Raw genomic sequence first — 23,374 nt, forward strand, 5'->3', positions numbered from 1 at the left:
CCAGACTAGAATGCTAGACGAGAATCCTGGGGCTAGAACTCGGCGTGCAGACGGCCCGAGAAGATCGAGACCGGCCCACGGTCGGCGTTATAGGCCGGGTTTGTGATCAATTGATAGTCCGCGGTCATCGTCACGCCCTTGATCACCGAATAGGCGTAGTAGGCCTCGAGGATGCGTTCGTTGCGGTAGTTGAGCTGGCCGTCGCCGATCAGCAGGCCGGTGCCGCCGGCGGCAAGGAAAGCGCGATGTGCGTCAGACAGGCCGTTGATGGCGCCACCGATGCCGATTGTGTCATCCGGACGTCCCCAACGGCTGCCCTTGATCGAGAGGCCGCCTGAGACGCTGCGGTCGATGTCGGTGAAGGAGAGAATCTGGTTCTGGCCGTCGTTCCAGCTTGCCCGCGCGAACAGTCCGACGTCGTTGACGATCTGCTGCTCGAGATTGACGTAGAAGCCGTACTTCGAACGGGTGCGCTGGTTCGCGGTCGTGATGTCGTTGATGTCGAGTGCGGGGTTGGCGGCGGCCTGTGCGACGACATCGTTGTAGTTCGCGGTGTTGCCGCTGTTGGCGAAGACGCCGACGCGCAGTTTGCCGGGCTGCTCGAGGAGCGTGTGACGCTCCTCGAACTCGACCACGCTGCCGCCGGTCTTGAAGGTCAGCACGTCGCTGTTCGGCGCGGACGGCACCTGGAACAGGCCGGCGCGGATCGCCCAGTCCTTGCGGTTGAGCTCGACCACGGCGCCGCGGGTATAGCCGGGCAGATCGGCCGGGAAGTCGTAGGCGCCCGACGACCACATCGCCCAGTTCATGAAATCGGCGCGCGGGTCCTTTGCATAGGAGTTGCCGTCGAAGAAATCGCCGACGGCGAAACGGCCGACAATCAGCGTGACGCGGTCGATATCGCGCTTGCCCGCGAGCTGGTTCGGCGCGTCCTCGACCGCTTCCTGCTCGCCGCCGAGTCCGAACGTCTGCTTGAAGAAGTAGCGCTGCGCGCGGATTTTTGGGAACGGCGCGCCGGCCTTCTGGGCTTCGCCGTTGGAGAAGCCGGCGAGGCCGAGCGTGCCGTTGAGGCCGAAGCCCTGCGCGAGTTCGGGATTGAAATAGAATTCGCCGCCGTCCCAGAGCCGCGCGCCCAGAAACGCCGTCGTCGTCCATGTCGCCTGGAACTGGCCGCCGCCGGGCAGGCTCTGCGGGCTCGCATAGGGCGAATGGATCGGGCCATAGCCTTGCGGCAGCACGGTGGTCTGGGCGTGGACGTTCCAGTCGTCGGATTCAGGCAGCTTGGTCTTGCCGCCGACCACCGGCATCCACGGCGTGTCGCCGAACTGGTAGTTCAGGCCGAGCTTGAACAGATGAATGCGCGGATCGATGTTGACGCTGCCGAGGCCAAAGCCGCTGAGATCGTAGGTCTTGCGGGAGAGGTCGACATATTCGTATTCGGCCTTCGCGGTCCAATTGCCGCTGACCGCGTATTCGAGACCGAGGCCCGCAGTCCATCCGGCCTGGTAGTGGCCGACCGGGAAGAGCGGCGAGACACCATCGGCATCGTTGACGTTGATATGCGTGTGTCCCCACGCGACGCCGCCGGTGACGTAAGGCATGAACCGGTCGAAGGCATAGCCGACGCGGCCGCGCACCGTGCCGATGTAGTCGATCGTGGTGTTGAAGGGCACCGGCGAACGCGCGAGTGCCGGGCCGTCGGTCGGACCCGTGAACGTTGCGTCGGCTTCGATGCCGAGCACGACGCGATTTGCGAGTTGTCGGTTGTAGCCAAGTTGATAGCCGCCACTGAGCCCGGTTGCGCTGTGGGGCAGGACGACGCCTTGCTCGGGCAACGGATTGGTGCCGGGTCCGAAGCCCGCGTCGCCGTAGCCGAAATGGCCGCCGACATAGAAGCCGGTCCACTCGTAGACGGTTTTCGCGGCGCGCGCCTTCAGCGGCAGGTCGGCGGCGAAGCCGGCACCCGGCAGCACGAGCACGCCCGAGGCAAGCGCCGTGGCTGCCCGCAGATACCTGTAACGGTGACCTCTCAACGTCAAAACTACGCCCCCAGACGCGACTGTGCCCAACCGCTCCCGACATCCCTGCCGATTCGCGGTGCTCCTGTCATCAGGGGCTTGGCTGTTCGCGCGATCGGACGAGACGAGCTCGTTTCGACGCGTTTCACCCCAAGATCTTGCCAAGTCCCTGCGCTTGTTGCGAACCTTATTGCTAATAATTCGCAATAGCAACTAGTCAGGAATGTCGCAGGCGATGGTTCGCACCGTTATGTGACGGGACTGCAACAACTTCCCGGTGCGGAAAAAGGATGACCCCGCCCGGGGGGACAGCCGGGCGGGGTCGGGGCACGACACGGGGTGGATGAGGCGCCCGTGTCGGACGCAGGATCCACGTAAGATCGGCCTCAGAGCCTCAAATCAGTAGCAAGTGCGAACGCTGCCGACGTACTGGCCGAAAGCGTTGTAACGGGGGGACCAGCCGCAGCGGTGATAGCCGTAATAGGGGTCGCTGCTGGCGGCGATCGCGGTGCCGACGACGGCGGCGGTCGCGATGCCCAGGCCGACACCGACGCCCCAGCCGAGCGGCTTGGCCTGAGCGGTCGACGTGGTGGACGCGACGCCAGCGGTGACGGTGAGAGCGGCGAGAGCGACGGCGGCAATCTTGGTCTTGATCGACATGTGAAACTCCATCCGGGTTGAGGCGGTCCGTTGTGGTCCGCGTGCCCAATTGGACGGAGGCTTGCCGAAACCGGTTCGAAAGCGCCTCGGCCGGCTCGGGAAATCGGCTCTTTCCCGAATGATTTCAGTTGGATGCGAGTTAGCCGAGGGGGCCTCTGGCGAGCCTGTTCACGTCGAAGTTATCGACTTCGGTCAGCAGCTCGCAAAAGGCGCGCGCGCCCTGGTCGATGAGCTGCTCGCCCTTCTCGGTCACGGCCAGCGTCGCATTGCCGACGGCCCCGCTGGCGTTGAGATCCTGCGCCTGCCAGGCAAAGGGCGCGGGCCGCTGCGTCGAGAGCCAGCGGTATTGTTTTTCCATCGCGATGCTGCTCGCCGGAAAATCCGCGATCGCATCGGCGCGCACCTGATCGGGATAGCGCGCCAGCATGATCGAGGTCTCGACCGCGCCGCCATGGATGCCGTGGCGCACTTCATCGGCCGGGAACAGTTTTTCGGCGCCCGACAGGCGCGACCACGATGTCGTCACCGCGAACATTTTTTGATGCGCGCGAAGATCCTGCGCCACCAGCATCATCGCCGCGCTGTTGCCGCCATGGCTGGTGATGATGACGAGCTTGTTCACGCCGCGTCGTGCGATGTCCTCGCCGATCGCGGTCCATCGCTTCAACGCCGTTTCGGTCGGCAGCGTCTGCGTGCCGGGATAGTCGATATGCTCGGTGGAAATCCCGATCCGTTCAACGGGCAGGAATGTGACCGGCATCGTCTCAGGCAAAAGCTCCCGCACGCGGGCAAGATAGGCGTCCGCGATCAGCACATCGGTCTCGAGCGGCAGATGCGGGCCGTGCTGCTCGGTCGCCGCCAGTGGCAGCACCGCGATCCAGCGCGCAACATCCGCAGGAGCGGCATCGGCCCAGCGGATCGCGGTCCAGTCGCGGGAAGGCGTCATCAAGGTTTCTTTGCCCGAATTTGTCACGTAGTTTGGTGTTATGGAGGGGACGCGGGCCTGGCCGGCTCGCGTCCCCGAATGTCTTGCGGTTTTATCGCGTTGTTTTCACATCGGCCAGACACGATCGACGGAGTGCATTGATGAGCCCTTCCCATCTGCGGCAAGCGTTAACGGCAGGCTTGCTGGCCACGGTCGTGTCGATCCTGCCGGCGCGTAGCGAGACCCTGGACAAGGTCACCTTCGGCACCAACTGGGTCGCCGAGGCCGAGCATGGCGGCTTCTTCCAGGCGGTCGCCGACGGCACCTACAAGAAATACGGCCTCGACGTCACCATCGTTCCCGGCGGTCCGAACGAGAACAACCGGATGCTGCTGATCGCCGGCAAGATCGATTTCTTCATGGCCGCGAACACGCTGATGTCGTTCGATGCGGTCGCCAACAACGTTCCCGTGGTCACCATCGCCGCGGTCTTCCAGAAAGACCCGCAGGTGATGCTGACGCAGCCGGATGCGAAGGTCACCAAGATCGAGGAGCTCAAGCCGCTGACGCTGTTCGTCTCCAAGGAGGGCATGACCAGCTACTTCCAGTGGCTGAAGTCCGAATACGGCTTCAGCGAGAAGAACGTCCGTCCCTATAATTTCAATCCGCAACCCTTCATCGCGAACCCCAAGAGCGCGATGCAGGGCTACGTCACCTCCGAGCCCTTCGCAGTCGAGAAGGCTGCGGGCTTCAAGCCCAACGTCATCCTGCTCGCCGATGCCGGATTCAACACCTATTCGACCCTGATCGAGACCCGCCGCGACCTGGTCGAGAAGAAGGCGGACCTGGTGCAGCGTTTCGTCGATGCCTCGATGATCGGCTGGTACAACTACATCTACCGCGACAATTCCGCCGGCAATGCCATGATCAAGCAGCTCAATCCGGAGATGACCGACGAGCTGCTCGCTTATTCCGTCGCCAAGATGAAGGAATACGGCATCGTCGATTCCGGCGATTCCTTGAAGAACGGCATCGGCGCCATGAGCGACGATCGCTACACCTCCTTCTTCAACAAGATGGTGAAGGCCGGCGTCGTGAAGGGCGATCTCGACTTCCGCAAGTCCTACACGCTGCGCTTCGTCAACAAGGGCGTCGGTGTCGAGCTGCGCCCCGCCAAGCCGTAACGCATGCTGAGATTGGACCAGGGTGCGGCGGCATCGGTCACCTCTCCCGAAGGGAGAGGTCGCATCGCATCGTCAGATGCGATGCGGGTGAGGGGTTCTGTCCTCTCGTGGGCCGTGATCCCCCTCACCCGGCGCTACGCGCCGACCTCTCCCCGTTGGGGAGAGGTGGTCGACTCGCCGCGTCTTACAGCATCTTGCGGCCTATGGTAGAGAGCAAAACTTCGCCCATGGTCGAGGCCAGCCTGACGGCACTTGCCGTCAGCCTGCGCGGCGTGACGAAGACCTATGACAATGGCGTCATGGCGCTGGGTCCGTTCGATCTCGCGGTGCGCAAGGGCGAGTTCATCTCGCTGCTCGGGCCATCCGGCTGCGGCAAGTCGACGGCGCTGAGGCTGATTGCCGGGCTCAGCGCGGCGTCATCGGGCACGGTGCGGATGTCGCGTCATGACGGCCCGGCGCAGATCGGCCATGGCATCGGCTTCGTGTTCCAGGAGCCGACCCTGATGCCCTGGGCCAGTGTGCGCGAGAATGTGCGGCTGCCCTTGAAGCTCGGCGGCGCCCCGAAAGCCGAAGCGCGGGCGCGGGTCGACGAAGCGCTCGCCAGCGTCGGTCTTGCCGATTTCGCCGATGCCTTTCCGCGCGAATTGTCCGGCGGCATGAAGATGCGGGTGTCGCTGGCGCGCGCGCTCGTCACCGATCCGGATATCCTGCTGATGGATGAGCCGTTCGCGGCGCTCGATGAGATCACGCGATTCCGCCTCAACAACGATCTGCTCGCGCTGTGGCGTAGCCTTGGCAAGACCGTCATCTTCGTCACGCATTCGGTGTTCGAATCCGTCTATCTGTCGCAGCGCGTCGTGGTCATGACGGCGCGGCCCGGCCGCATCCAGGCCGACATCCGCATCGAGACCGTCGAGCCGCGCGGGGAGGAGTTTCGCACCTCGGCGGCTTATTCCGATTATTGCCGGCGCGTGTCGGCCGCGCTGGCGCCGTCCTATTCGGGACAGTCGATGCTATGAACGCGCAAGCCCCCGTCACTGCAAAGCCGTCCGGCGCGCAAAGCGCGGTGCGCTTCCTGCTGCCCGTCATCGTGTTCGCGGCCGGCCTTGCCGCCTGGGAGCTCGTCGTCCGCCTCCGGGAGATCCCGCCTTACGTGCTGCCGGCGCCCTCGGTGATTTTCCTGACGCTGATCAAGGACTGGGCGGTGCTGTCACAATCGCTCGCGACCACGCTGCTGACGACGCTGGAGGGGTTTGTCGCGGCCAGCATCGGCGGCATCGCGCTGGCACTGCTGTTCAACCAGTCGAAATGGATGGAATATTCGCTGTTCCCCTATGCCGTCGTGCTCCAGGTGACGCCGGTGATCGCGATCGCGCCGCTCTTGCTGATCTATCTGGAACAGCAGACCGCGGTCGTCGTCTGTGCCTTTATCGTCGCCTTTTTTCCGGTGCTGTCGAACACCACGCTCGGGCTGAATTCGGTCGACCGCAACCTTGCCGGCCTGTTCCAGCTCTATGGCGCATCAAAGCCGCAAACCCTGCGCTTCCTGAAACTGCCTGCAGCGCTGCCCTATATTTTGGGCGGCCTGCGCATTGCCGGCGGCCTGTCGCTGATCGGCGCGGTCGTGGCCGAGATCGCGGCCGGAACGGCGGGCGCCGGCTCGGGCCTCGCCTACAGAATCGCCGAATCCGGCTATCGATTGAACATACCCCGCATGTTCGCAGCGCTGCTTCTGCTGTCGCTTGCCGGGATTGTCATCTATGGGGTGCTGGCGCTAATTTCCCACCTCGTTTTACGGCGCTGGCATGAGAGCGCGCTTGGAAAGGAAAACTGATGTCTACCGGTTCGATTTCGTCCGACAAGATCGACCTTCTGATTTATGGGCCGGTGCGGCCGATCCTCGAGAACGGGTTTTCCGATCATTTCGTCGTGCACAAGGCCGAGACGCGCGGCGACCTCGAGCGGCTGACGCCGGCGGTCCGCGACAAGATCCGCGGCGTCGCGGTGACCTATCACACCGTCCGCGCCGACAAGGATTCGCTGTCGCAATTGCCCAAGATCGAGATGGTGGCGAGCTTCGGCGTCGGTTACGACCACATCGACGCCAAATACGCGGCCGAGCACAACATCATCGTTACCAACACGCCCGACGTGCTGACCGAGGAGGTCGCCGACGTCGCGATGGGCCTCCTGATCTCCACCGTGCGCGAATTCATCAAGGCCGACCGCTACGTTCGCTCCGGCCTCTGGCAGACCCAGAACTATCCGCTCAGCGTCGGCTCGCTGCGTGACCGCAAGGTCGGCATCGTCGGCATGGGCCGCATCGGCCAGGCCATCGCGCGCCGGCTCGATGCGTCGCTGGTGCCGGTGGTCTATCACTCGCGCAATCCGTCCAAGGACGTGTCCTACAAGCACTATCCCGACCTGATCGAGATGGCGAAGGCGGTGGACACGCTGATGGTGATCGTGCCGGGCGGCGCCTCGACCAACAAGATGATCAATGCCGAGGTGCTCAAGGCGCTCGGCCCGCGCGGCGTGTTGGTCAACGTTGCGCGCGGCTCCGTGGTCGACGAACAGGCGCTGGTCCAGGCGCTGAAATCCGGCACCATCCTCGCCGCCGGTCTCGACGTGTTCGCGGCCGAGCCCAATGTGCCGGACGAGCTCAAGACCATGCAGAACGTGGTGCTGTTGCCGCATATCGGCTCGGCCTCCGTGGTGACGCGCAACGCCATGGACCAGCTCGTTGTCGACAACCTCAAATCCTGGTTCTCCGGCAAGGCGCCGCTGACGCCGGTCGCCGAAACGCCGTTCAAGGGGCGCTGATGACCGCTCTTCGGGTCGTTGCTTTGCTGATCGCGGCCTGCGTCGCCGCGACCGGTGCCGCGCATGCGCAGGATGCGACGACCCTGAAGAAGGAGATGATCGGGCAGTGGGAGCTCTCGACCACCGAGCGCAGCAAGACTTGCGTTGTCACGATCAAGGGCGATCCGGTGGCGCAGGGCTTCAAGCTGGAACTGGAGCCGGCGTGCAAGACGGCGCTGCCCTTCACCAAGGACATCGTGGCCTGGAGCATCAAGGGTCTCGGAGACATCGTCCGTCTGCAGGATGCAACCGGTGAGTCCGTGATCGACTTCACTGAGGTCGAGGCCGGCATCTTCGAGGGCCTGCGGCAGGGCGAGGGCGTCTACATTCTGCAGGACCTCGCCGCCGCGCGCTCGATGGCCAAGTCGATGGACCAGATGATCGGCGACTGGGCCATGGTCCGCGGCAACGGCCAGCCGATCTGCGGATTGACGCTGACCAATACGGAAGCCGATCAGGACAATTTCCAGGTCTTCCTCAAGCCGAAATGCGACGCGGCGATCGCCCAGTTCAACCCGACGCAATGGCGGCTGGAGCGCGGCCAGATCATCCTGATGTCGAAATCCGGCGAGGTCTGGCAGTTCGAGGCCGACGACAATGCCCAATGGCGTCGGGTTCCCGATACGGCCGATCCCCTGATCATGCTGCGCCAATAGGCGCCCGTCCGTTCCTGTTTTTCTGCCCGGCAATTTTTCCTGCGCCCATGTCGATCCGGCCCCGGCCGGATCGTCATCCCAATAGCGAGCTGATCGCGCGGCCGAACCGGCCGCGTCTCGCCTCAACAGGAGTTTTGCATGCGCTTTATGTACATCGTCACCTCCAGCCAGCCGATGAGAGGCCCCAGCCCAGCGCTGATGGAGGCCATGCAGAAGATTTCCGAGCGGGAAATCAAGGCCGGCCGGATGATCGACAATGGCGGCCTGATGCCGCTTGCCACGGGCGCACGGGTGCGGATCGTCGACGGCGAGCTCAGCGTCATCGACGGCCCCTTCATCGAGGCCAAGGAAGTGGTCGGTGGCTACGCCATTTTCGAGCTGCGCGACAAGGCCGAAGCCCTGGCCATGGCCAAGGAGTTCATGCAGCTGCACCTCGATCACATGCCGGGCTGGGATGGCACCTGCGAATTGCGGGCCTTCGCCACGCCGGGGGTGGACGGGGCCTGCGAGGTCGATGCGAAGTCGGGCGTAGCCGCTCACGCCTAATGACGAGCATCGCGCGTTCCATAGCGTTTTCGAGCGAAGTGGGGACCGGTTCGCGCAAAGAAAACGCGTCAAAACAAGAAACGAGAGCCCCGTTCCGACCCAGTCGGAACGGAAAAGGCTCTGGTCGGCGGCGATGACGGCCGCCGACATTGATCAAGCCGTCCGCGCCGCGATTCACGCAACTTGGCGCGTCGTGCAGCCGCGGCTGATCGCGACGCTGTCGCGGATGCTGCGCGATGTGCCGCTTGCGGAAGAGCTGACCCAGGACGCGCTGGTTGCGGCGCTGGAAGCCTGGCCGGCCATCGGCGTGCCTGACAATCCCGGCGCCTGGCTCATGACGACCGCAAAGCGACGCGCGCTCGATCACTTGCGCCGCGGCAAGATGCTTGGCGAGAAGCAGGACATGCTGGCGCGCGACATGTTGCAGGAGCAGGAGATCGTGCCCGATTTCGACGCCGCGCTCGACGATGATATCGGCGATGAATTGTTGCGGCTGGTGTTCACCGCCTGTCATCCGATCCTGTCGCGCGAGGCACGCGCGGCGCTGGCGCTGCGGATGATCTGCGGGCTCACCACCTCCGAGATCGCCCGCGCCTATCTGGTGCCAGAGGCCACCATCTCCCAGCGCATCGTCCGTGCCAAACGCACGCTGTCGAATTCCGGCCTCGCCTATGAGACGCCCAGCGGCGAGGCTCTGTCGGAGCGTCTCGCCTCGGTGCTGGAGGTCGTCTACCTCATCTTCAACGAGGGCTATCTCGCGGCGCGCGGCGACGAATGGCTGCGGCCGCAGCTCTGCGACGAGGCGCTGCGCATGGGCCGTGTGCTCGCCGGCCTCGCCCCGGACGAGCCCGAGGTTCACGGCCTCGTCGCCCTGATGGATTTGAATGCCGCGCGGGCGCGCGCACGGACCGATGCAAGCGGCGACCCCATTCTTCTGATGGACCAGGATCGCGCGCTCTGGGATCGCTCGCAGATCCGTCGAGGCCTGCGGTCGCTCGAACGGGCCCGCGAGCTCGGCGGTGCGGGACGGTTTTATGCGCTTCAGGCCGCGATTGCGGCGTGTCACGCCACGGCGGAAACGGCTGCAGATACCGACTGGCGGCGCATCGCGCAGCTTTACGCCGAGCTGGCGTTTCTGGTGCGCTCGCCGATCATCGAGCTCAATCGCGCGGTCGCGGTCGGCATGGCCGAGGGACCGCAGGCCGGGCTCGACGTGCTGGACGGGATCGCAGGCGCACCGGCGCTGTCGGCCTATCATCATCTGCCGGCGGTTCGTGGTGATTTCCTGCAGAAGCTCGGACGGCGCGCAGAGGCGCGGCAGGCGTTCGAGGCCGCCGCGCATCTTGCGACCAACGCACGCGAACGCGCGCTGATGGAGCGCCGCGCCGCGGCGCTCGCAGGCGAGCAGCTTTAGGTCGTCGGCTTGGGCGGTGGCGCAGTGCCCTGCGCCCATTTCTCCATCTTGCCGAGCACGCCCCAGGCCGTCAGTGCCAGCGAGATGGGAAGCGCGAATTGGCTCAGGCCCGGCACCGCCGACGCAATCGTCCCGAACAATCCGGCCAGGCCTCCCGCATTGGGGCTTGCGGTCACGGCAGAGAGCAGCGCGGTAATGAGCGAGCCGCCAATTCCGAGCGCCGTCTTCTTGCCATCCAGCATTTTGCCGATGGTTTGGCCGAGCGCGCCATTGACCTGTCCGAGCACAGGCTTGTTGCTGAGCAAGGCGCTGAGCAGATCGACCACCTGTTTGAGCTGATCGGTCGAAGCGGGATTTGCTATCGTCGGCGTGCCGGGAACGGTCTTGGTGATGAGAGAGAGGAGCTGTCCAAGCACATTGACCGTCGGGTTGGCCGCGGGAGTCGTACTTACTGGCGTTGTTGCTCCCGGCTGCAAGGCCTGCGTGAGGTTCTGCAACTGGTTGAGGATCTGGGATAGCTGGTTGGATGACCCTGCAGGCACTGTCCCTATCGGCGGGATCGCGATCGGCGTTGCACCGGTCGGGGTCGCTCCCGGCTGCAGAAGCTGTGCAAGGTTTTCCAGCCGCCCCAGAATCTGGGAGAGATCGATATTTGCCGTCCGGACCGGTTGCAGGCCGGCGCGCGTGATGGCGGCGATCGTGGTCCCGTCGAGCAGGCCGGTATCCTCGAGGGCGTGCTGTTGCTGGAATTGCGAGACCGCCGCCTTGGTCTTCGGTCCGCTGATGCCGTCTTCGTCGAGCGGTGGATTGGCGCCGAGCCTGTTGAGCGTCTGCTGCATCAGCAGCACCGACGACGCCACGTCCTCGTCCGGCTCGGAACGGGGGGCAATGGACGGGCTGTCGTCGATGGTGATCGAGGAATCCTGTGACATCATCGCATGCAGGACCACCGCGGTGCCGAGCTGCGTATCGACATGGCTCGGGTCGAAGACGTGGTCCGCGACGAACTTGCCGGCATTTGCCTCGGTTGGTCCGTAGAGGGTCGAGCCGCCGTAGAGATAGGGCGAGTTGACGCCCTTGGCGTGATAGCCGAGACCGTTGAAGCATTCGAGCCGGTACAGCGTACGCGCGATGCACCAGTCCTGCGTGCCGACGAAGTGCTGGATCCGCAGCGCGTCCACGGCGCCGTCGACGAACGAGGCGAACGGGCCGCGGCCCTTCGGAACGAGGCACGTCACGCGCTTCAGCGTTTCGCCGTTGCCGAGATAGGTGTCGAAATCGAAATTGGATTCGCGATAATGGCAGAGCGCGATGAAGTACCAGGGCACACCGGTCAGCCGCTCGATCTGCTGATAGGTCGCCTTGCCGTTGATCGCCTTGCGTGCCGTCGCGTTGGCCTCGCCAAGGCGGGCGGGCCGGATCTGGAGATTGGCCCAGTTCCTCTCATACCCGCTTTTCAGACTCTCGTATGACACCATCTCCCGCTCCCGCGAATTGTTAAAATTATCAGGTCGTTGTGCAATCAGGCGTGAGCCGCATGCCACTGCCGGCAGGCACGGGCTCTGGGTGTGGTTCGGCAAATGTGGCAGGCCATCGCCGGAGCGCATGTGAAATGGCTTACACGTGCAGCGCGAAAGGTTGCGGTCAAAGGACGCAACATCAGATCGGCGCACGCGCGCACGTCGCGGCGTGTCTTTCTTATCGCGCGGTCTGCTTGTTGCATAAAATTGTTTATGCAACCATGTGGAGAGTTCAACGTTGTCCGGGCCCTTCGATGTTCAGAGCCGTCGTCATTGTCTTTCTCGCCTTTGCCTTGTCCGCCTGCGATGCCGTGGCCACGCTGAAGGACGGACTGCAGCAAGCCCAGGCGGTCGAGGCCGATCTCGAACAGTCGACCGGCGTCAAGCCGCGGGTCGGCTTCAACTGGCGCAACGGACGCCTCACATCAGTGACCGTCCTGTTCCCGAAGCTTGATGAAAGCAGGCCACTTGGTGATCTCGCAAGCCTGGTGCGCGCGGCGGTGACCAAGGAATTCAAGCAGACGCCGGACGCGATCGTGCTTTCCTTCGCCCTGGACAAGGGGCCTTCGGTCTGAGGCCGATCAGGATCCGTTGGTTGTCGCGACAGGCTGGCCCCGTGACGTAAAGGGCGGAAACAAGCTGGATTCACGCGATTATTCTGGCCCGGGATCGTCCCAAACGCTATGACTGGCCGCATCAGATGGGAGGATTCGGGAATGCTTCGACGTCTTGGAATTGCAGCATGTTTCGCGGTCGCGATGGCCATCCCGGTCCATGACGCGGTGGCGCAGGACGCTATCGGCGGCGCCATCCTCGGCGGCGTCGGCGGAGCGATCGTGGGCGGTGCGCTTGGTGGCGGCCGCGGCGCCGCCATCGGTGCCGTCGTCGGCGCCGGCACGGGGGCTGCGATCGCCTCCGAAGGCGAGCGTCGCCGGTCCGGCTATTACGCCTATCAGCGCGGCTGCTACATGCAGCGCCCGGATGGCCGCTACGTCCCGGTCGATCCGAGATATTGCTACTGAGCGGACAGCGCCGGCGTCGTCTCGCACGCGCCGGCGCTGCCGTGTCTGCCCCTGCCGCTAGGCAGCGTTAGCCCGGCTGACGGCGTCGCCAAGCTCGGCATTGGTGTAGGCCTTGCCGCCGATGCCCCACAGGCCGTCCACCGCGTAGACCATGTTGACGAAAATCCGCTCCCGCGGATGACGGCCTTCCGCGGCCTTGAACGCGATGTCGGTGGCGTCTGCGATGAAGCCCGCCTTTTGCTCCGGGCTCGCCAGTGCGAAGGACGGGACCTTCAATTCGACCACGACGATGTCGTTCGACGTCCCGCCGGCGAACGACCGGCCTTTCGGGATCGTGCTGATCTCGCCGATCACGTTCGGCGTGATGAAGGCATTGCCCGCGAGATCATGGTGCCTGAGAAACGAGGCGGTCAGATCGGCGAACATGGTTTTCTCGGCGGTTGCACTGAAGATGCCATCCGTGGCGACGACGGTGATCGGCATGACCAAAACTCCCTTCGTGGTGTGAGCGCCGCGAACGCCGGCTGCGATCGCGGCTTGCGATAATATTGCGATCGTTATATAACGATCGTGATTGCATTCGCACGACGAGGGCGGTGCCGTCAACATTAAAATAACGATCGTTATATGACGAGGTGCGCTGGTGCGATACAAGTCCGGACACAAGGAAGAAGCCCGCGCGCGCATGGTGGCGGCCGCCGGCCGCGGTTTTCGTCGTCAGGGTTTTGGCGGCATCGGTGTCGACGGCCTTGCCAAGGAGGCCGAGGTGACCTCGGGCGCGTTCTACGGGCACTTCTCGTCCAAGGGCGAGGCGTTCAAGGCTGCGCTGGTGGCGGGCCTCGAAGAGCTGCGCCAGGGTGTCGAAGCCCTGCGGGCCGAGCACGGTGCCAAATGGGTCGCGGCATTCGTCGATTTCTATCTCGGGCAAAAGCGGGTCTGCGAGCTCGGTTCGAGCTGCGCCTTGCAGAGCCTGACGTCGGAGGTGCAGCGCGCAGACGTCGGAATCAAGACCGTGTTCGAGGCCGAGATCGAGGGCGTGGTGAGCGCGGTGGCCGACGGCCTGCCCGGTCGATCGTCCAAGGACAGACGCGCGCGCGCCTGGGCGCTGCTCTCGATCCTGTCCGGCGGTGTCACGATGGCAAGGGCGGTCGCCGACAAGGATGTCAGCGCGGCCATTGCCTCGGCGTGCCGCGCGGCTGCGCTCAAAGCCTGTGCCGAAACCTGATCGACCGAAGGGGAGAGCCGCAGATGCAGATGTCGAATTATCTCTTCTTCACAACCCAGTGCGAGCCGGCGCTCGCGTTCTATACCGCCTGCGGTCTCGGCGAGGTGACCGAGATCAAGCGCCACGGCGCCGCCGGGCCGATGCAGGGCAAGATCATGCACGCGAAATTCGAGGGACCGGGCATCCAGTTCTATGCATCCGACAATGACGATGCCGAGCCGATGCGCGGCTCGGCGCACCACCTGATGATGGACGACGCGCAGGAAACGACAGACCTGTTCGCGCGTCTCGCCGAAGGCGGTACCATCACCACGCCGCTCGGAATCCAGCCCTGGGGCTACTACGGCAAGCTCACCGATCGCTTCGGTGTGCAATGGATGCTGAACTGCACGCTGGCGCCCGAGTAGGGCGAGAGCCTGGCTGCCGGCTTGATCAATTTCGTCCGGCGGGCGCTTCCGGCATGATCTGGCGCAGCGGCTCCGGCGAGATCGAGATCTGGCCGGTGAACGGACGATCATGCGCCGCGATCAGGAGCACCGAGGTAGCGACGCCGGTCGCGAACAGCGCAATCGCGATCGCCGATCCCAGTCGGTTGTCGCAATGAACGAAGCCGATCACCAGCAGCTCGCACAGGGCCTGGAGATACAGGCACCACCATTTCACCGCGTTGACCGAGGCCAGGCTGACGATGATCCGCTGTCGCCGCGCATCCAGCGCCTGCTCCAGCGCGGCGACGATCTCGTGCTGCGCGGTCGACTGACCCGTGCCCTGTGGCGTCATCGCGATGACGAGCTGCAAGGCCTCGGCGAGCGGAGGCGGCGTTGCCTTCAGCGAAGCCTCCTGATGCGCCATCATCGGCCATTCCACGGTGACGGCCTGATTGACATAGTCACGCACAAGCCGGCTGAGCTTTGCTTCCTGTTCCGCCGGCAGGCCGGCGGCGAGCAGAACGACGCCGCGCAGTGCGCTGGCCTCGCGGCTCACCGCCGCGCCGGCGCGGTCGCTGTCACCCCAGACCTGCGCCGCAGTGAAGGCGACGAACAGGCCGAAGATGATGCCGAGCACGGGCAGCATGCCGGGCGAGATCGCCTTCAGCGCCTTCGCCCGCTCCTCCGTCGCCACCAGCGCGACGAAGCCGAACACCGCCGCCGCCAGCAGATAGGTGAAGCCGAAGATGACCAGCGCCATCAAGGGCACGGGCAGATTGTGCAGCCAGTCGCTCATGTCATCTCATCGCTTGCGTGAAGGTTTCTCAGATCAGCCGCATCCCGCGCAGGCTGGCATGGCCGTTCTTGCCGACGATGATGTGGTCATGCACGGCAATCCCGAGCGGCTTGGCGATGTCGATGATCGCCTTGGTCATCTGGATATCAGCCTGCGACGGCGAAGGATCGCCGGAGGGGTGGTTATGCACCAGAATCAGCGCGGTCGCCGAGAGCTCCAGCGCGCGCTTGATCACCTCGCGCGGATAGACCGGGGTGTGGTCGACGGTGCCGGTCTGCTGTATCTCGTCGGCGATGAGCTGGTTGCGCTTGTCGAGAAAGAGCAGGCGGAATTGCTCCTTGTCGGCGAAGGCCATGCTGGTGCGGCAATAGGCGATCACCTCGTTCCAGGACGACAGCGCGTTGCGGCTGTTGACCTCGCCCTTGGCGACGCGATGTGCCGCCGCCGCGATCAGCTTGAGCTGGTTGATCGCGGCTTCGCCGACGCCGTCGACCTCGCGCAACCGCGCCACCGGCGCATGGACGACTTCGGCGAACGAGCCGAAGGTCTTGATCAGCGTCTTTGCCAGCGGTTTGGTGTCGCGCCGGGGCAGCGCCGGAAACAGTGCCATTTCCAACAGCTCGTAGTCGCTGAGCGCATCCGCGCCGGCGGTGTAGAAGCGCTCGCGCAGCCGCTCGCGATGGCCGAGATAATGCGGCGTCTCTTCGGGCGTGCTGTCGTCAGGCTTGGCTTTGGCGGGCATCGGCACAACCATGCCGTACGCGGCGCGTTTTGCAACCATGAAGTGTCGGGACGTCCTGCGGGCGGTTTCGCTGCCGCCCGCAGGAGGCGCCATCCAGCCTACGCCGTCAGGCCGCCCGGCGGCGTGCAGATTTCGACCAGCACGTCGCCCGGCGCGTTGCAGTAGAAATGCGGCACGCGCGCGCCGCCGCCGCGGTCCATGAAGGCGATCCGACCCGGGTTCAGGCCTGCGGCCGTCAGCTCGGCATGCTTGGCCTCGACCTCGCTCACCTCGTCATAATAGAACCCGATGTGGAAGTTGGCGGGATAGTCGGCCGCCTCGCCTGTCTTGCCGCGCATCACGGTGAGGACGAAATCCTCCTTGTTGCGCAGGACGACGAGCGCGTCGCCGCGCCCCGCGTAGAGCGTGAAGCCGAAGAAGCGCTCGAAGAAGGCGGCAAGGGTCGCCACGTCCGACGTCGCCAGGTTGAGATGTTGCAGTCGCATAGCTCTGTCTCCGTTCAAGGTGAAAGAACGGACGAGGCGAGATCCACGCTGAGGCGGCGGCCGGGTTGACACGGTGACACGACACGCCGGTCAGCGTGACGATCGCGTCACTCTGTCCGGCCGTGGGTCCACCCGTGAAGACGGTGGCAGAATTCCTGGACGATCAGGAACAGGCCGGGCTTACCAATCCGGCCATGCCTTTTTCGGCGCGCCCTGCGTAGCAAAGATCGCGCGGAGCGGCAACGACGGTTCAACGGTCGCGCTTCAACCCCGGCACCAGCGCAGCCAGCCGGTCCTTGATCGGACGCCCGAACACGGGCCCGCCCATGCCGCCGGGCGGCGGCCCCGGTGGCGGTCCGCCGTGCATGCCGGGCGGCGGTGGCGGCGGGCCCGCACGTCCGACCGTCGCCTCTGCGCGGCGATCGACGCCGAGCGTCAATGTCGCGACGTAGCGGTCGCGCTCCTCCTTCACCGCGCAGAAGGCGCGATGCTCGGGATCGGAGCGCTCGATGACGTGGTCGTTGGCATTGATCACCATGCGTTGCCGTGCGCGGCCGCCGTAGTCGGGGACGTTGGTATAGATGAACTCGTTGAGCGCATCCGGCAGGAAGGTCTGCCCGGTCAGCACGGTCCGGTCGCGGAGAAAAACCTTGAAATGAATGTGGGTGGTGCGGCCGTCATACCAGCCGGGATAGATGGTGTTGAACGTCACCCAGCCGGCGCCGTCGGTCGTTTGCGTGCCGCGCAGGAACGTCTGGCCGGTCGCATCGACATTGTGGTCGTCGCTCTGGCCGGCGAAGGCCGAATAGAGCCCCTTCGCGTCGCAGTGCCAGATGTCGATCCGCGCGTCGTGGATCGCCGTGCACGATCCGGCATCGATCACCCGTAGCCGCAAGGTCAGCGGCACCCCGGGCCTGCCCTCGGCGATGTCGGATCGCACGAGTTTCGGGTCGGAATAGAACGGCCCTTCCTCCGCCTGCGGCGTCAGGATGCAGGCGGGCTGGGCGTCCGCGGCAACGGGCGCAGCGTCCGCGCGGCCGGGCAACAGGCCCGCGGCACTGGCCGACACAAACCCGAGAAAGCCGCGGCGCGTCGATGTGCTCACTCCGTCTCTCCTGTCTGCTTGACGAGAGATCGTCATCGGGAAACAGGATGGCAAGATCAGGCTTTGAAGATGGCGACAATCAGCCCCGTGGTTTCTGATCATGTCGCGCGGGCAGCGTGACGATGACCACCCCGGCGAGAATGAGCGCCATTCCGGCGAGAATTGACCAGGTGAAGCTCTCGCCGAGCAGGGTTGTGCCGAGCATCACCGCGAAACCCGCCCGCAGATAACTCCCGCTGGTGGTGCCGAGTGGGCCGATCGTGCGGATCAGCCGGAAATAGATCACCATCGCGAGCGCCGTGCAGACCACGGCCAGTGCGATGACAGCTACGATCGCCTGCGCTTGGGGCGGCGCCAGCAGCCATGGTCGCTCGAGGATCGCGGCCGCAGGCAGCATCAGGATTGCGGCGCAGCTCATGGCGCCTGCCGCCGTGACGATCGCAGGAAGCCTTGTGAACCGTTGTCCCCAGATCGGCGCGAGCGCGTAGCAAAGGCTCGCCCCGAGCACGGCCGCCTGCGCCAGCGGTGCGGCGGTGCCGATTCCGGACAGCGCGTCGATCCCCACGGTCACGGCGACGCCGGCAAGGCCGAGAGCGACGCCTGCGATCTTGCGGCCGCTGATCGCCTGTCGCCCGCGCTCTGTCATCAAGGCGATCGCAAGCACGAACATCGGCGGCGTCGCATTGAGCACGCCGGCGAGGCCGCTGGTGATATGCGCCTCGCCCCAGCTGATCAGGGTGAATGGCAGCGCGCTTTGCAGCACGCCCTGCACGAGAAACGCAGCCCAGACCGATCCCCGGCGAGGAAGTGCGTGCCCCTGCGCCGTCGCAATGAGAAGGAGAAGAGCTGCCGCGAGGGTCACGCGTGCCGCAACCATCGTGAACGGCGGAATCGCGGGGATCGCCACCTTGATCAGCGTGAACGAGCTTCCCCAGATCAGCGAGAGCAGCAGCAACAGGGCGATCTCGCAGGCGAGGGTACCTTGGTCCGATGTTGCCTGTTCGGCCTGCGTGCTCATGCGGTGTGCTCCTTGATTTGCCGGCAGCATGATCAGGAAGCCGCGGCGCGGGCTGGCCGAATTCGGACCTCATCGTCCGATCGAGTCCGATTTCAGCTACTCGGCGGGCCGCATCGAAACTATCCTCGCGGCATGATGACGAGCCCGGCGCAACGGCAAACCCTGCCACCGCATCTCGACTGGGAGACCTGCGACCGGGCGCGGCTGGCACGTGCGCGGGATTTCGACGGCCTGTTTTTCTCCGGTGTTCGCTCGACGCGCATCTATTGCCGGCCGGTCTGTCCGGTTCGGCCGGCGCGCTCGGAGAATGTCACCTTCTACGCGACGGCAGCCGCGGCCGAGCGGGCCGGCTTCCGTCCCTGCCTGCGCTGCCGGCCGGAAACCGCGCCGGGTTCTCCGGCCTGGCTGGGGACGGCCACCACCGTCGCCCGCGGGATGCGGCTGATCGACGATGGCTTTCTCGATCGCGCCACCATGACGGAACTCGCAGGCGCGCTCGGCGTCGGGCCGCGCCACCTGCTGCGCCTGTTCCTGCGTCATGCCGGCGCGAGCCCGAGCGATATCGCGGCGACCCGGCGCGTGCAGGAGGCCAAGCGTCTGATCGACCAGACCGAGATGACCCTGGCGGAGATCGCCTTCGCCGCCGGCTTCGGCAGCGTTCGCCGCTTCAACGATGCCTTTGCCGCGACCTACAGGCGGCCGCCGTCGTCGTTCCCGCGGCGCCGTTAGGGCCTGGCGCCGACGAAAAAAAATCCGCACCGACCGTTTCCTTTGCACCTCCTCGTTCGTCTCTAGCGCTGTGGGCCTCGTCGAGCGGCCAGCAGGGTTTCCTCAAGGGAGAACATCGATGTCAGAGATCAAAGCCACGCCATCGCGTCGCGCCGTCGTTGCCACCGGCGTGAGTGCCGGCGTCCTGCTTGCCGCTCAAAGCGTCCCGTCCTACAGCCAGAACAGGAGTTCGAAAATGGAAGCCACCATTCGCACCGGCAGCGACGTCGCCACCCTCGTCAACGTCTTCACGGTCGAGCCGGACAACCAGCAGAAGCTGGTCCAGCTCCTGAAGGAGGGTACCGAGACCTTCTTCAGCAAGCAGCCCGGATTCATCTCGTCCAGCGTCCACGCCGGCAAGGAGGGCGGGCGTGCGATCAACTACTCGCAATGGCGAAGTGCTGCGGATATCGAGAATTTCCGCAAGGATCCGAAGTTCGCACCGTATGTCCAGCGCCTTGTTGCGATCGCGAAGGCCGAGACGATCCTGTGCGAGGTCGTCGAGGTCAATCATGCCTGACCCTCAGTGGGTGGTATCTCGATTCCGATTGACGTATCACGCCTGTCGGCGACGGGGAGAGCCTGCTTGACCGACGATGTGACCAGCAACAACTCGGGGGCGGTCCGGGAGACCGCCCAGCAAGCCCTCGACCGCCTGGCGGTGGAAATGCGGCCGCAGCTGCATCGTTACTGCGCGCGCATGACGGGCTCGGTCATCGACGGCGAGGACGTGCTTCAGGAGGCGCTGCTCAAGGCCGTCGAGGCGGCGCCGCGGACTGAGCCGCTCGACAATCCGGAAGGCTGGCTGTTTCGCATCGCCCACAATGCCGCGCTGGATTTCTTGCGCCGGCGCGCGCGCTACAACGCTGCTCACTCCGATGAAGATCTGGACATGATCGCCGCCTTGACCAGCCCCGTGAACGACCGCCAGATCGTGGCTGCGAGCTTGCAGACCTTCATGCGGCTGCCGGTGGCGCAGCGGAGTGCGGTGATCCTGCGAGACGTGCTCGGCTATTCCGTCGACGAGGTCTGCACCATCATGGGCGGCAGCATTCCCGCCACCAAGGGCGCCCTGCAACGCGGTCGCGTCCGCCTCCGCGAGCTCGCGGAGGAAGCCGATGACATCAGGCCTCCGGAGCTGGACACGGCGGAGCGCGCCCGCCTGATGCATTATGTCGAGCGCTTCAACGCCCGCGACTTCGATTCCTTGCGCGACATGCTGGCCGACGACGTGCGGCTGGAGATGGTCAACAGGACACGCCGTACCGGCCGCCACGACGTCGCCGAGTATTTCGGGCGTTACGCGCAGACCAGCCCCTGGCACTGCGTTCCCGGATTCGTCGACCGGCGCCCTGCGATCATCATGTTCGATCCGCAGGATCCGTCAGGCCCGCCGCGCTACTTCGTGCTCCTCGACTGGGAGAACGGCAGCATCGTCAACATCAGGGATTTTCTGTTCGCGCACTACGCGATCGAAGGCGCCGAATTGTTCGCGCTGGACTGACGGCGCGAGGCCGGCAGATCAGCCGATCTGCTTCTCGCCGTGCCGCTCCGACAGCGTGAAGATCTCGACGCCGGTGGCGGTGACGCCGACCGAGTGCTCGAACTGTGCCGACAGCGAGCGGTCGCGAGTGACCGCGGTCCAGCCGTCGGAGAGAATCTTCACATGCGGCTTGCCGAGATTGATCATCGGCTCGATGGTGAAGAACATGCCGGGCTTGAGCTGCACGCCTTCGCCGGGCCGGCCGATATGGATGATGTTCGGCTCGTCGTGGAACATGCGCCCGAGGCCATGGCCGCAGAAATCGCGCACCACGCTCATGCCCTGCGGCTCGACGAAACTCTGGATGGCGTGGCCGATGTCGCCGGTGGTGGCGCCGGGCTTCACGGCGGCGATGCCGCGCATCATGGCTTCATAGGTCACTTCGATCAGCCGCTCCGCCTTGCGTGCGATCGGGCCGACCGCATACATCCGGCTGGAATCGCCGTACCAGCCGTCGACGATGAAGGTGACGTCGATGTTGACGATGTCGCCTTCCTTCAGCGGACGGTCGCCGGGCATGCCGTGGCAGACCACGTGGTTGAGCGAGGTGCAGGTCGAGTAGCGATAGCCGCGATACATCAGCGTCGCCGGATAGGCGCCGTGGCTGAAGGCGAACTCGCGGACGAACTCGTCGATGCGGTCGGTCGCAACGCCGGGGCCGACGATGTCGGTGAGCTCGTCGAGGCATTTCGCCACCAGGGCACCCGCCTTGCGCATGCCGGCAAAGGCGGCCGGCCCATGCAGCTTGATCTGTCCGGTCTTGCGCAGGGAGGTATCGGTGGCTTCGACGTAGCTCATGCGGGCGCTATCTTCTGGAATACGGCGGAAGGGCTTGATTTGAGGCCCTAATTTAATGATTGCGGGCCTTCGCGCAAGCTTGGCTGGGGCGTTTTCGGGCGAAGTGGGTCCTGGTTCGCATGAAGAAAGCGCGTCAAAACAAGGGGCCGACCCGCCATGTGCCCGAAAGCGGTCTCAATTCGGGACTTCTACGGTGGTTTCGACCGGCAGCGCCCCGCCGCGGACGCGGATTTCGCGGACCGGGTAGGGAACCCGAATGCCCTCGCGCTTGAAGGCGTCCCATAGCGACAGCATCACGTCGCTTTTGACGTTGTCCATGCCGTCGGGGTCCGCGAGCCAGAGGGTCAGCGAGAACTTCATGCCGGCTTCGGCGAACTCGGTCAGGATGCAGTTCGGCGGCTTGCCCTTCTGCGCGCGCGGATGGGCGGCCGCGGTCTCGATCGCGAGCCTGCAGACCAGCCTGGGATCGGCGTCGTAATTGGTGCCGAAGATGATCTTCACCAGCGTGTTCTTGTCGGTATAGGTCCAGTTGACGACCTTCTGCGTCACCAGATCCTCGTTCGGCACCAGGAACTCGCGGCCGTCGCCGGCGGCTACGGAAATATAGCGCGTCTTCATCGCGCTGATGCGCCCGGTGTTGTCGCCGATGGTGACGAGGTCGCCCGGCTTCACCGATTTGTCTGCGAGCAGGATGATTCCGGAGATGAAATTGGCGACGATCTTCTGCAGGCCGATACCGATGCCGACGCCGACCGCGCCGGAGAACACCGCGAGCGCGGAGAGGTCGATGCCGACCGCGCCGAGCGCGATCACGATCGCGATCGAAAGCAGCCCGATGCGGATGATCTTGACCAGCAGCACCTGGACCGACGGCGTCAGGTCGGTCGTCGAGTTGATCTTGCTCTCGGCGAAATTGCTGGCGATGTTGGTGAGCCAGAGCGCGATGATCAGGAGCGCGCCGGCCTTGATCACCAGCAGCGGCGTCAAGCGCAAGCCGCCGAGCACGATGGCGTAGGAATCGAGCAGCTCAACCGTGGTATCGAGCTGGCCGAGGATGGACAGTGCGGCGAAGAACCAGGCCGCAACCGACACCAGCTTGACGAAGAAGGCGTTGCGCAGCACCGAGGTCACGAGCCGGATCGCGAGCCAGGCGAGCCCGAGCTTGGCGGCGACCATGAGGAGGTAGCTGCGGCTCGGCCAGGTCGCATGATACATCACGATGCGGGAGATGATCACGAGCAGGGTGAACACCGCCGTCGAGCCGCTCGCGACCATCACGCGGGCGAACTGGCGAAGCGGCAGCGGCCAGCGCATCGCCAGCGAGGTGATGTCGACCCGGTTGCGAATGGCGGCTTCCGCCGCATAGGCGATCCCGGCCGCCGCCAGCATGAGCCCGAACTGCAGGTAGAACCATGGCGAGGCGATTTCCGCCCCGACGCTGCGCGCGGTGGTCTGCACGAACTCCATGAAGTCTTTGAGGTCCATCGGGCAAGTCTCGTTGGAAAGGTCGCGTCGGGACAGGTCTCGTCGGGCGAGGATTTGATTCGAAAGTGCCGCAGAATCCCACAAAGGAAGCGGCCCGGCCATCGATACACCGCGAAGTGAAGCGCGTTAAGGCCGCAAAATACGGGCAGATTGCCGCGAGCGGGAGAAAATGGG

26 protein-coding genes are annotated in these 23,374 nt (G+C 64.9%); 14 read left to right on the top strand and 12 right to left on the bottom strand.

Annotation, left to right across the window (positions count from 1 at the left end; all coding sequences use genetic code 11):
* Positions 1 to 32: 32 nt before the first annotated feature.
* The 3 genes from NLM31_RS03575 to NLM31_RS03585 all read right to left on the bottom strand — a co-directional run bounded on the left by NLM31_RS03575 (position 33) and on the right by NLM31_RS03585 (position 3,624).
* Complete coding sequence (locus tag NLM31_RS03575; RefSeq protein WP_375167462.1) at positions 33 to 2,039, bottom strand: carbohydrate porin; 2,007 nt, start codon at positions 2,037 to 2,039, stop codon at positions 33 to 35.
* 378 nt (positions 2,040 to 2,417) lie between these two features.
* Positions 2,418 to 2,678 carry a hypothetical protein gene (locus NLM31_RS03580; RefSeq protein WP_254191482.1) on the bottom strand — a complete coding sequence of 87 codons (261 nt, stop codon included), beginning with the start codon at positions 2,676 to 2,678 and terminating at the stop codon, positions 2,418 to 2,420.
* A 139-nt stretch (positions 2,679 to 2,817) separates the two neighbouring features.
* On the bottom strand, positions 2,818 to 3,624 hold the full coding sequence (locus NLM31_RS03585) for a creatininase family protein (protein WP_254191483.1): 807 nt from the start codon (positions 3,622 to 3,624) through the stop codon (positions 2,818 to 2,820).
* Positions 3,625 to 3,764: 140 nt separating this feature from the next.
* On the opposite strand from NLM31_RS03585, the gene NLM31_RS03590 reads away from it, so the two are divergent.
* From NLM31_RS03590 to NLM31_RS03620, 7 genes are all read left to right on the top strand, one after another.
* On the top strand, positions 3,765 to 4,787 hold the full coding sequence (locus NLM31_RS03590; protein ID WP_254191484.1) for an ABC transporter substrate-binding protein: 1,023 nt from the start codon (positions 3,765 to 3,767) through the stop codon (positions 4,785 to 4,787).
* 203 nt (positions 4,788 to 4,990) lie between these two features.
* The gene (locus tag NLM31_RS03595; RefSeq protein ID WP_254191485.1) at positions 4,991 to 5,806 is read left to right on the top strand and encodes an ABC transporter ATP-binding protein; all 816 of its coding nucleotides are present in this window, start codon (positions 4,991 to 4,993) and stop codon (positions 5,804 to 5,806) included.
* The gene (locus NLM31_RS03600; RefSeq protein ID WP_254191486.1) at positions 5,803 to 6,621 is read left to right on the top strand and encodes an ABC transporter permease; all 819 of its coding nucleotides are present in this window, start codon (positions 5,803 to 5,805) and stop codon (positions 6,619 to 6,621) included. The genes NLM31_RS03595 and NLM31_RS03600 overlap by 4 nt, the downstream gene beginning before the upstream one ends.
* Entirely contained in the window at positions 6,621 to 7,610 is a 990-nt protein-coding gene (locus tag NLM31_RS03605; protein ID WP_254127946.1) for a 2-hydroxyacid dehydrogenase, read from the top strand. The genes NLM31_RS03600 and NLM31_RS03605 overlap by 1 nt, the downstream gene beginning before the upstream one ends.
* The gene (locus NLM31_RS03610) at positions 7,610 to 8,305 is read left to right on the top strand and encodes an AprI/Inh family metalloprotease inhibitor (RefSeq protein WP_254191487.1); all 696 of its coding nucleotides are present in this window, start codon (positions 7,610 to 7,612) and stop codon (positions 8,303 to 8,305) included. Before NLM31_RS03605 ends, NLM31_RS03610 begins: the two co-directional genes overlap by 1 nt.
* A 147-nt stretch (positions 8,306 to 8,452) precedes the next feature.
* Positions 8,453 to 8,851, top strand: a complete 399-nt coding sequence (locus NLM31_RS03615; RefSeq protein WP_254191488.1) for a YciI family protein — start codon at positions 8,453 to 8,455, stop codon at positions 8,849 to 8,851.
* A 133-nt stretch (positions 8,852 to 8,984) separates the two neighbouring features.
* The gene (locus NLM31_RS03620; protein WP_254191489.1) at positions 8,985 to 10,265 is read left to right on the top strand and encodes an RNA polymerase sigma factor; all 1,281 of its coding nucleotides are present in this window, start codon (positions 8,985 to 8,987) and stop codon (positions 10,263 to 10,265) included.
* Here the strand turns inward: NLM31_RS03620 and NLM31_RS03625 are convergent.
* The gene (locus NLM31_RS03625; protein ID WP_254191490.1) at positions 10,262 to 11,743 is read right to left on the bottom strand and encodes a peptidoglycan-binding protein; all 1,482 of its coding nucleotides are present in this window, start codon (positions 11,741 to 11,743) and stop codon (positions 10,262 to 10,264) included. The genes NLM31_RS03620 and NLM31_RS03625 overlap by 4 nt on opposite strands.
* Positions 11,744 to 11,877: 134 nt before the next feature.
* Between NLM31_RS03625 and NLM31_RS03630 the strand changes: the two genes are divergently transcribed.
* Positions 11,878 to 12,360 carry a hypothetical protein gene (locus NLM31_RS03630; RefSeq protein WP_254191491.1) on the top strand — a complete coding sequence of 161 codons (483 nt, stop codon included), beginning with the start codon at positions 11,878 to 11,880 and terminating at the stop codon, positions 12,358 to 12,360.
* A gap of 141 nt (positions 12,361 to 12,501) precedes the next feature.
* Complete coding sequence (locus NLM31_RS03635) at positions 12,502 to 12,807, top strand: glycine zipper domain-containing protein (protein ID WP_254127952.1); 306 nt, start codon at positions 12,502 to 12,504, stop codon at positions 12,805 to 12,807.
* A gap of 57 nt (positions 12,808 to 12,864) precedes the next feature.
* On the opposite strand, the gene NLM31_RS03640 is transcribed toward NLM31_RS03635, so the two are convergent.
* Positions 12,865 to 13,290 (bottom strand): Tautomerase enzyme, encoded by a 426-nt coding sequence (locus NLM31_RS03640; RefSeq protein WP_254127953.1) that lies wholly within the window; start codon positions 13,288 to 13,290, stop codon positions 12,865 to 12,867.
* A 160-nt stretch (positions 13,291 to 13,450) separates the two neighbouring features.
* Here NLM31_RS03640 and NLM31_RS03645 point away from each other — a divergent pair, with 160 nt between their 5' ends.
* Together NLM31_RS03645 and NLM31_RS03650 are read left to right on the top strand one after the other, a co-directional pair.
* The gene (locus tag NLM31_RS03645; protein ID WP_254127954.1) at positions 13,451 to 14,032 is read left to right on the top strand and encodes a TetR family transcriptional regulator; all 582 of its coding nucleotides are present in this window, start codon (positions 13,451 to 13,453) and stop codon (positions 14,030 to 14,032) included.
* A 23-nt stretch (positions 14,033 to 14,055) separates the two neighbouring features.
* Complete coding sequence (locus NLM31_RS03650; RefSeq protein ID WP_254127955.1) at positions 14,056 to 14,439, top strand: VOC family protein; 384 nt, start codon at positions 14,056 to 14,058, stop codon at positions 14,437 to 14,439.
* A gap of 25 nt (positions 14,440 to 14,464) precedes the next feature.
* Here NLM31_RS03650 and NLM31_RS03655 read toward each other — a convergent pair whose 3' ends face one another.
* The 5 genes from NLM31_RS03655 to NLM31_RS03675 all read right to left on the bottom strand — a co-directional run bounded on the left by NLM31_RS03655 (position 14,465) and on the right by NLM31_RS03675 (position 18,606).
* Positions 14,465 to 15,256 carry a DUF4239 domain-containing protein gene (locus NLM31_RS03655; protein WP_254191492.1) on the bottom strand — a complete coding sequence of 264 codons (792 nt, stop codon included), beginning with the start codon at positions 15,254 to 15,256 and terminating at the stop codon, positions 14,465 to 14,467.
* Between the two features lie 28 nt (positions 15,257 to 15,284).
* Positions 15,285 to 15,998, bottom strand: coding sequence for a DNA repair protein RadC (gene radC, locus NLM31_RS03660; protein WP_254191493.1), 714 nt, complete (start codon positions 15,996 to 15,998; stop codon positions 15,285 to 15,287).
* 98 nt (positions 15,999 to 16,096) lie between these two features.
* Positions 16,097 to 16,483 carry a VOC family protein gene (locus tag NLM31_RS03665; protein WP_254191494.1) on the bottom strand — a complete coding sequence of 129 codons (387 nt, stop codon included), beginning with the start codon at positions 16,481 to 16,483 and terminating at the stop codon, positions 16,097 to 16,099.
* A gap of 250 nt (positions 16,484 to 16,733) precedes the next feature.
* Positions 16,734 to 17,588 carry an intradiol ring-cleavage dioxygenase gene (locus NLM31_RS03670; RefSeq protein WP_254191495.1) on the bottom strand — a complete coding sequence of 285 codons (855 nt, stop codon included), beginning with the start codon at positions 17,586 to 17,588 and terminating at the stop codon, positions 16,734 to 16,736.
* Positions 17,589 to 17,667: 79 nt separating this feature from the next.
* Positions 17,668 to 18,606: a DMT family transporter gene (locus NLM31_RS03675; protein ID WP_254127959.1), complete on the bottom strand. Its 939-nt coding sequence runs from the start codon at positions 18,604 to 18,606 to the stop codon at positions 17,668 to 17,670.
* Positions 18,607 to 18,738: 132 nt separating this feature from the next.
* Between NLM31_RS03675 and NLM31_RS03680 the strand changes: the two genes are divergently transcribed.
* The 3 genes from NLM31_RS03680 (at position 18,739) to NLM31_RS03690 (ending at position 20,878) form a co-directional block, all read left to right on the top strand.
* The gene (locus tag NLM31_RS03680; protein ID WP_254127960.1) at positions 18,739 to 19,335 is read left to right on the top strand and encodes a bifunctional transcriptional activator/DNA repair enzyme AdaA; all 597 of its coding nucleotides are present in this window, start codon (positions 18,739 to 18,741) and stop codon (positions 19,333 to 19,335) included.
* Positions 19,336 to 19,453: 118 nt separating this feature from the next.
* A complete protein-coding gene (locus NLM31_RS03685; protein ID WP_254127961.1) occupies positions 19,454 to 19,894 on the top strand; it encodes an antibiotic biosynthesis monooxygenase in 441 nt (146 codons plus the stop codon).
* A gap of 66 nt (positions 19,895 to 19,960) precedes the next feature.
* The gene (locus tag NLM31_RS03690; protein ID WP_375167463.1) at positions 19,961 to 20,878 is read left to right on the top strand and encodes a sigma-70 family RNA polymerase sigma factor; all 918 of its coding nucleotides are present in this window, start codon (positions 19,961 to 19,963) and stop codon (positions 20,876 to 20,878) included.
* 18 nt (positions 20,879 to 20,896) lie between these two features.
* Here NLM31_RS03690 and map read toward each other — a convergent pair whose 3' ends face one another.
* Positions 20,897 to 21,715 carry a type I methionyl aminopeptidase gene (gene map / locus NLM31_RS03695; RefSeq protein WP_254127962.1) on the bottom strand — a complete coding sequence of 273 codons (819 nt, stop codon included), beginning with the start codon at positions 21,713 to 21,715 and terminating at the stop codon, positions 20,897 to 20,899.
* A 174-nt stretch (positions 21,716 to 21,889) separates the two neighbouring features.
* Positions 21,890 to 23,200, bottom strand: coding sequence for a mechanosensitive ion channel family protein (locus NLM31_RS03700; RefSeq protein WP_254127963.1), 1,311 nt, complete (start codon positions 23,198 to 23,200; stop codon positions 21,890 to 21,892).
* Between the last annotated feature and the right edge of the window lie 174 nt (positions 23,201 to 23,374).

Source organism: Bradyrhizobium sp. CCGUVB4N (assembly GCF_024199945.1).
GTDB lineage: Bacteria > Pseudomonadota > Alphaproteobacteria > Rhizobiales > Xanthobacteraceae > Bradyrhizobium.

Excerpts from the sequence above, each read along its gene's own strand:
- NLM31_RS03655 (WP_254191492.1), bottom strand. The coding sequence starts at position 15,256 with ATGAGCGACTGGCTGCACAATCTGCCCGTGCCCTTGATGGCGCTGGTC.
- NLM31_RS03580 (WP_254191482.1), bottom strand. The coding sequence starts at position 2,678 with ATGTCGATCAAGACCAAGATTGCCGCCGTCGCTCTCGCCGCTCTCACC.
- NLM31_RS03595 (WP_254191485.1), top strand. The coding sequence starts at position 4,991 with ATGGTAGAGAGCAAAACTTCGCCCATGGTCGAGGCCAGCCTGACGGCA.
- NLM31_RS03640 (WP_254127953.1), bottom strand. The coding sequence starts at position 13,290 with ATGCCGATCACCGTCGTCGCCACGGATGGCATCTTCAGTGCAACCGCC.
- NLM31_RS03635 (WP_254127952.1), top strand. The coding sequence starts at position 12,502 with ATGCTTCGACGTCTTGGAATTGCAGCATGTTTCGCGGTCGCGATGGCC.
- NLM31_RS03650 (WP_254127955.1), top strand. The coding sequence starts at position 14,056 with ATGCAGATGTCGAATTATCTCTTCTTCACAACCCAGTGCGAGCCGGCG.
- NLM31_RS03600 (WP_254191486.1), top strand. The coding sequence starts at position 5,803 with ATGAACGCGCAAGCCCCCGTCACTGCAAAGCCGTCCGGCGCGCAAAGC.
- NLM31_RS03585 (WP_254191483.1), bottom strand. The coding sequence starts at position 3,624 with ATGACGCCTTCCCGCGACTGGACCGCGATCCGCTGGGCCGATGCCGCT.
- NLM31_RS03620 (WP_254191489.1), top strand. The coding sequence starts at position 8,985 with ATGACGGCCGCCGACATTGATCAAGCCGTCCGCGCCGCGATTCACGCA.
- NLM31_RS03615 (WP_254191488.1), top strand. The coding sequence starts at position 8,453 with ATGTACATCGTCACCTCCAGCCAGCCGATGAGAGGCCCCAGCCCAGCG.
- NLM31_RS03625 (WP_254191490.1), bottom strand. The coding sequence starts at position 11,743 with ATGGTGTCATACGAGAGTCTGAAAAGCGGGTATGAGAGGAACTGGGCC.
- NLM31_RS03700 (WP_254127963.1), bottom strand. The coding sequence starts at position 23,200 with ATGGACCTCAAAGACTTCATGGAGTTCGTGCAGACCACCGCGCGCAGC.
- map (WP_254127962.1), bottom strand. The coding sequence starts at position 21,715 with ATGAGCTACGTCGAAGCCACCGATACCTCCCTGCGCAAGACCGGACAG.
- radC (WP_254191493.1), bottom strand. The coding sequence starts at position 15,998 with ATGCCCGCCAAAGCCAAGCCTGACGACAGCACGCCCGAAGAGACGCCG.
- NLM31_RS03665 (WP_254191494.1), bottom strand. The coding sequence starts at position 16,483 with ATGCGACTGCAACATCTCAACCTGGCGACGTCGGACGTGGCGACCCTT.
- NLM31_RS03610 (WP_254191487.1), top strand. The coding sequence starts at position 7,610 with ATGACCGCTCTTCGGGTCGTTGCTTTGCTGATCGCGGCCTGCGTCGCC.
- NLM31_RS03675 (WP_254127959.1), bottom strand. The coding sequence starts at position 18,606 with ATGAGCACGCAGGCCGAACAGGCAACATCGGACCAAGGTACCCTCGCC.
- NLM31_RS03605 (WP_254127946.1), top strand. The coding sequence starts at position 6,621 with ATGTCTACCGGTTCGATTTCGTCCGACAAGATCGACCTTCTGATTTAT.
- NLM31_RS03590 (WP_254191484.1), top strand. The coding sequence starts at position 3,765 with ATGAGCCCTTCCCATCTGCGGCAAGCGTTAACGGCAGGCTTGCTGGCC.
- NLM31_RS03630 (WP_254191491.1), top strand. The coding sequence starts at position 11,878 with ATGGCTTACACGTGCAGCGCGAAAGGTTGCGGTCAAAGGACGCAACAT.
- NLM31_RS03680 (WP_254127960.1), top strand. The coding sequence starts at position 18,739 with ATGATGACGAGCCCGGCGCAACGGCAAACCCTGCCACCGCATCTCGAC.
- NLM31_RS03685 (WP_254127961.1), top strand. The coding sequence starts at position 19,454 with ATGTCAGAGATCAAAGCCACGCCATCGCGTCGCGCCGTCGTTGCCACC.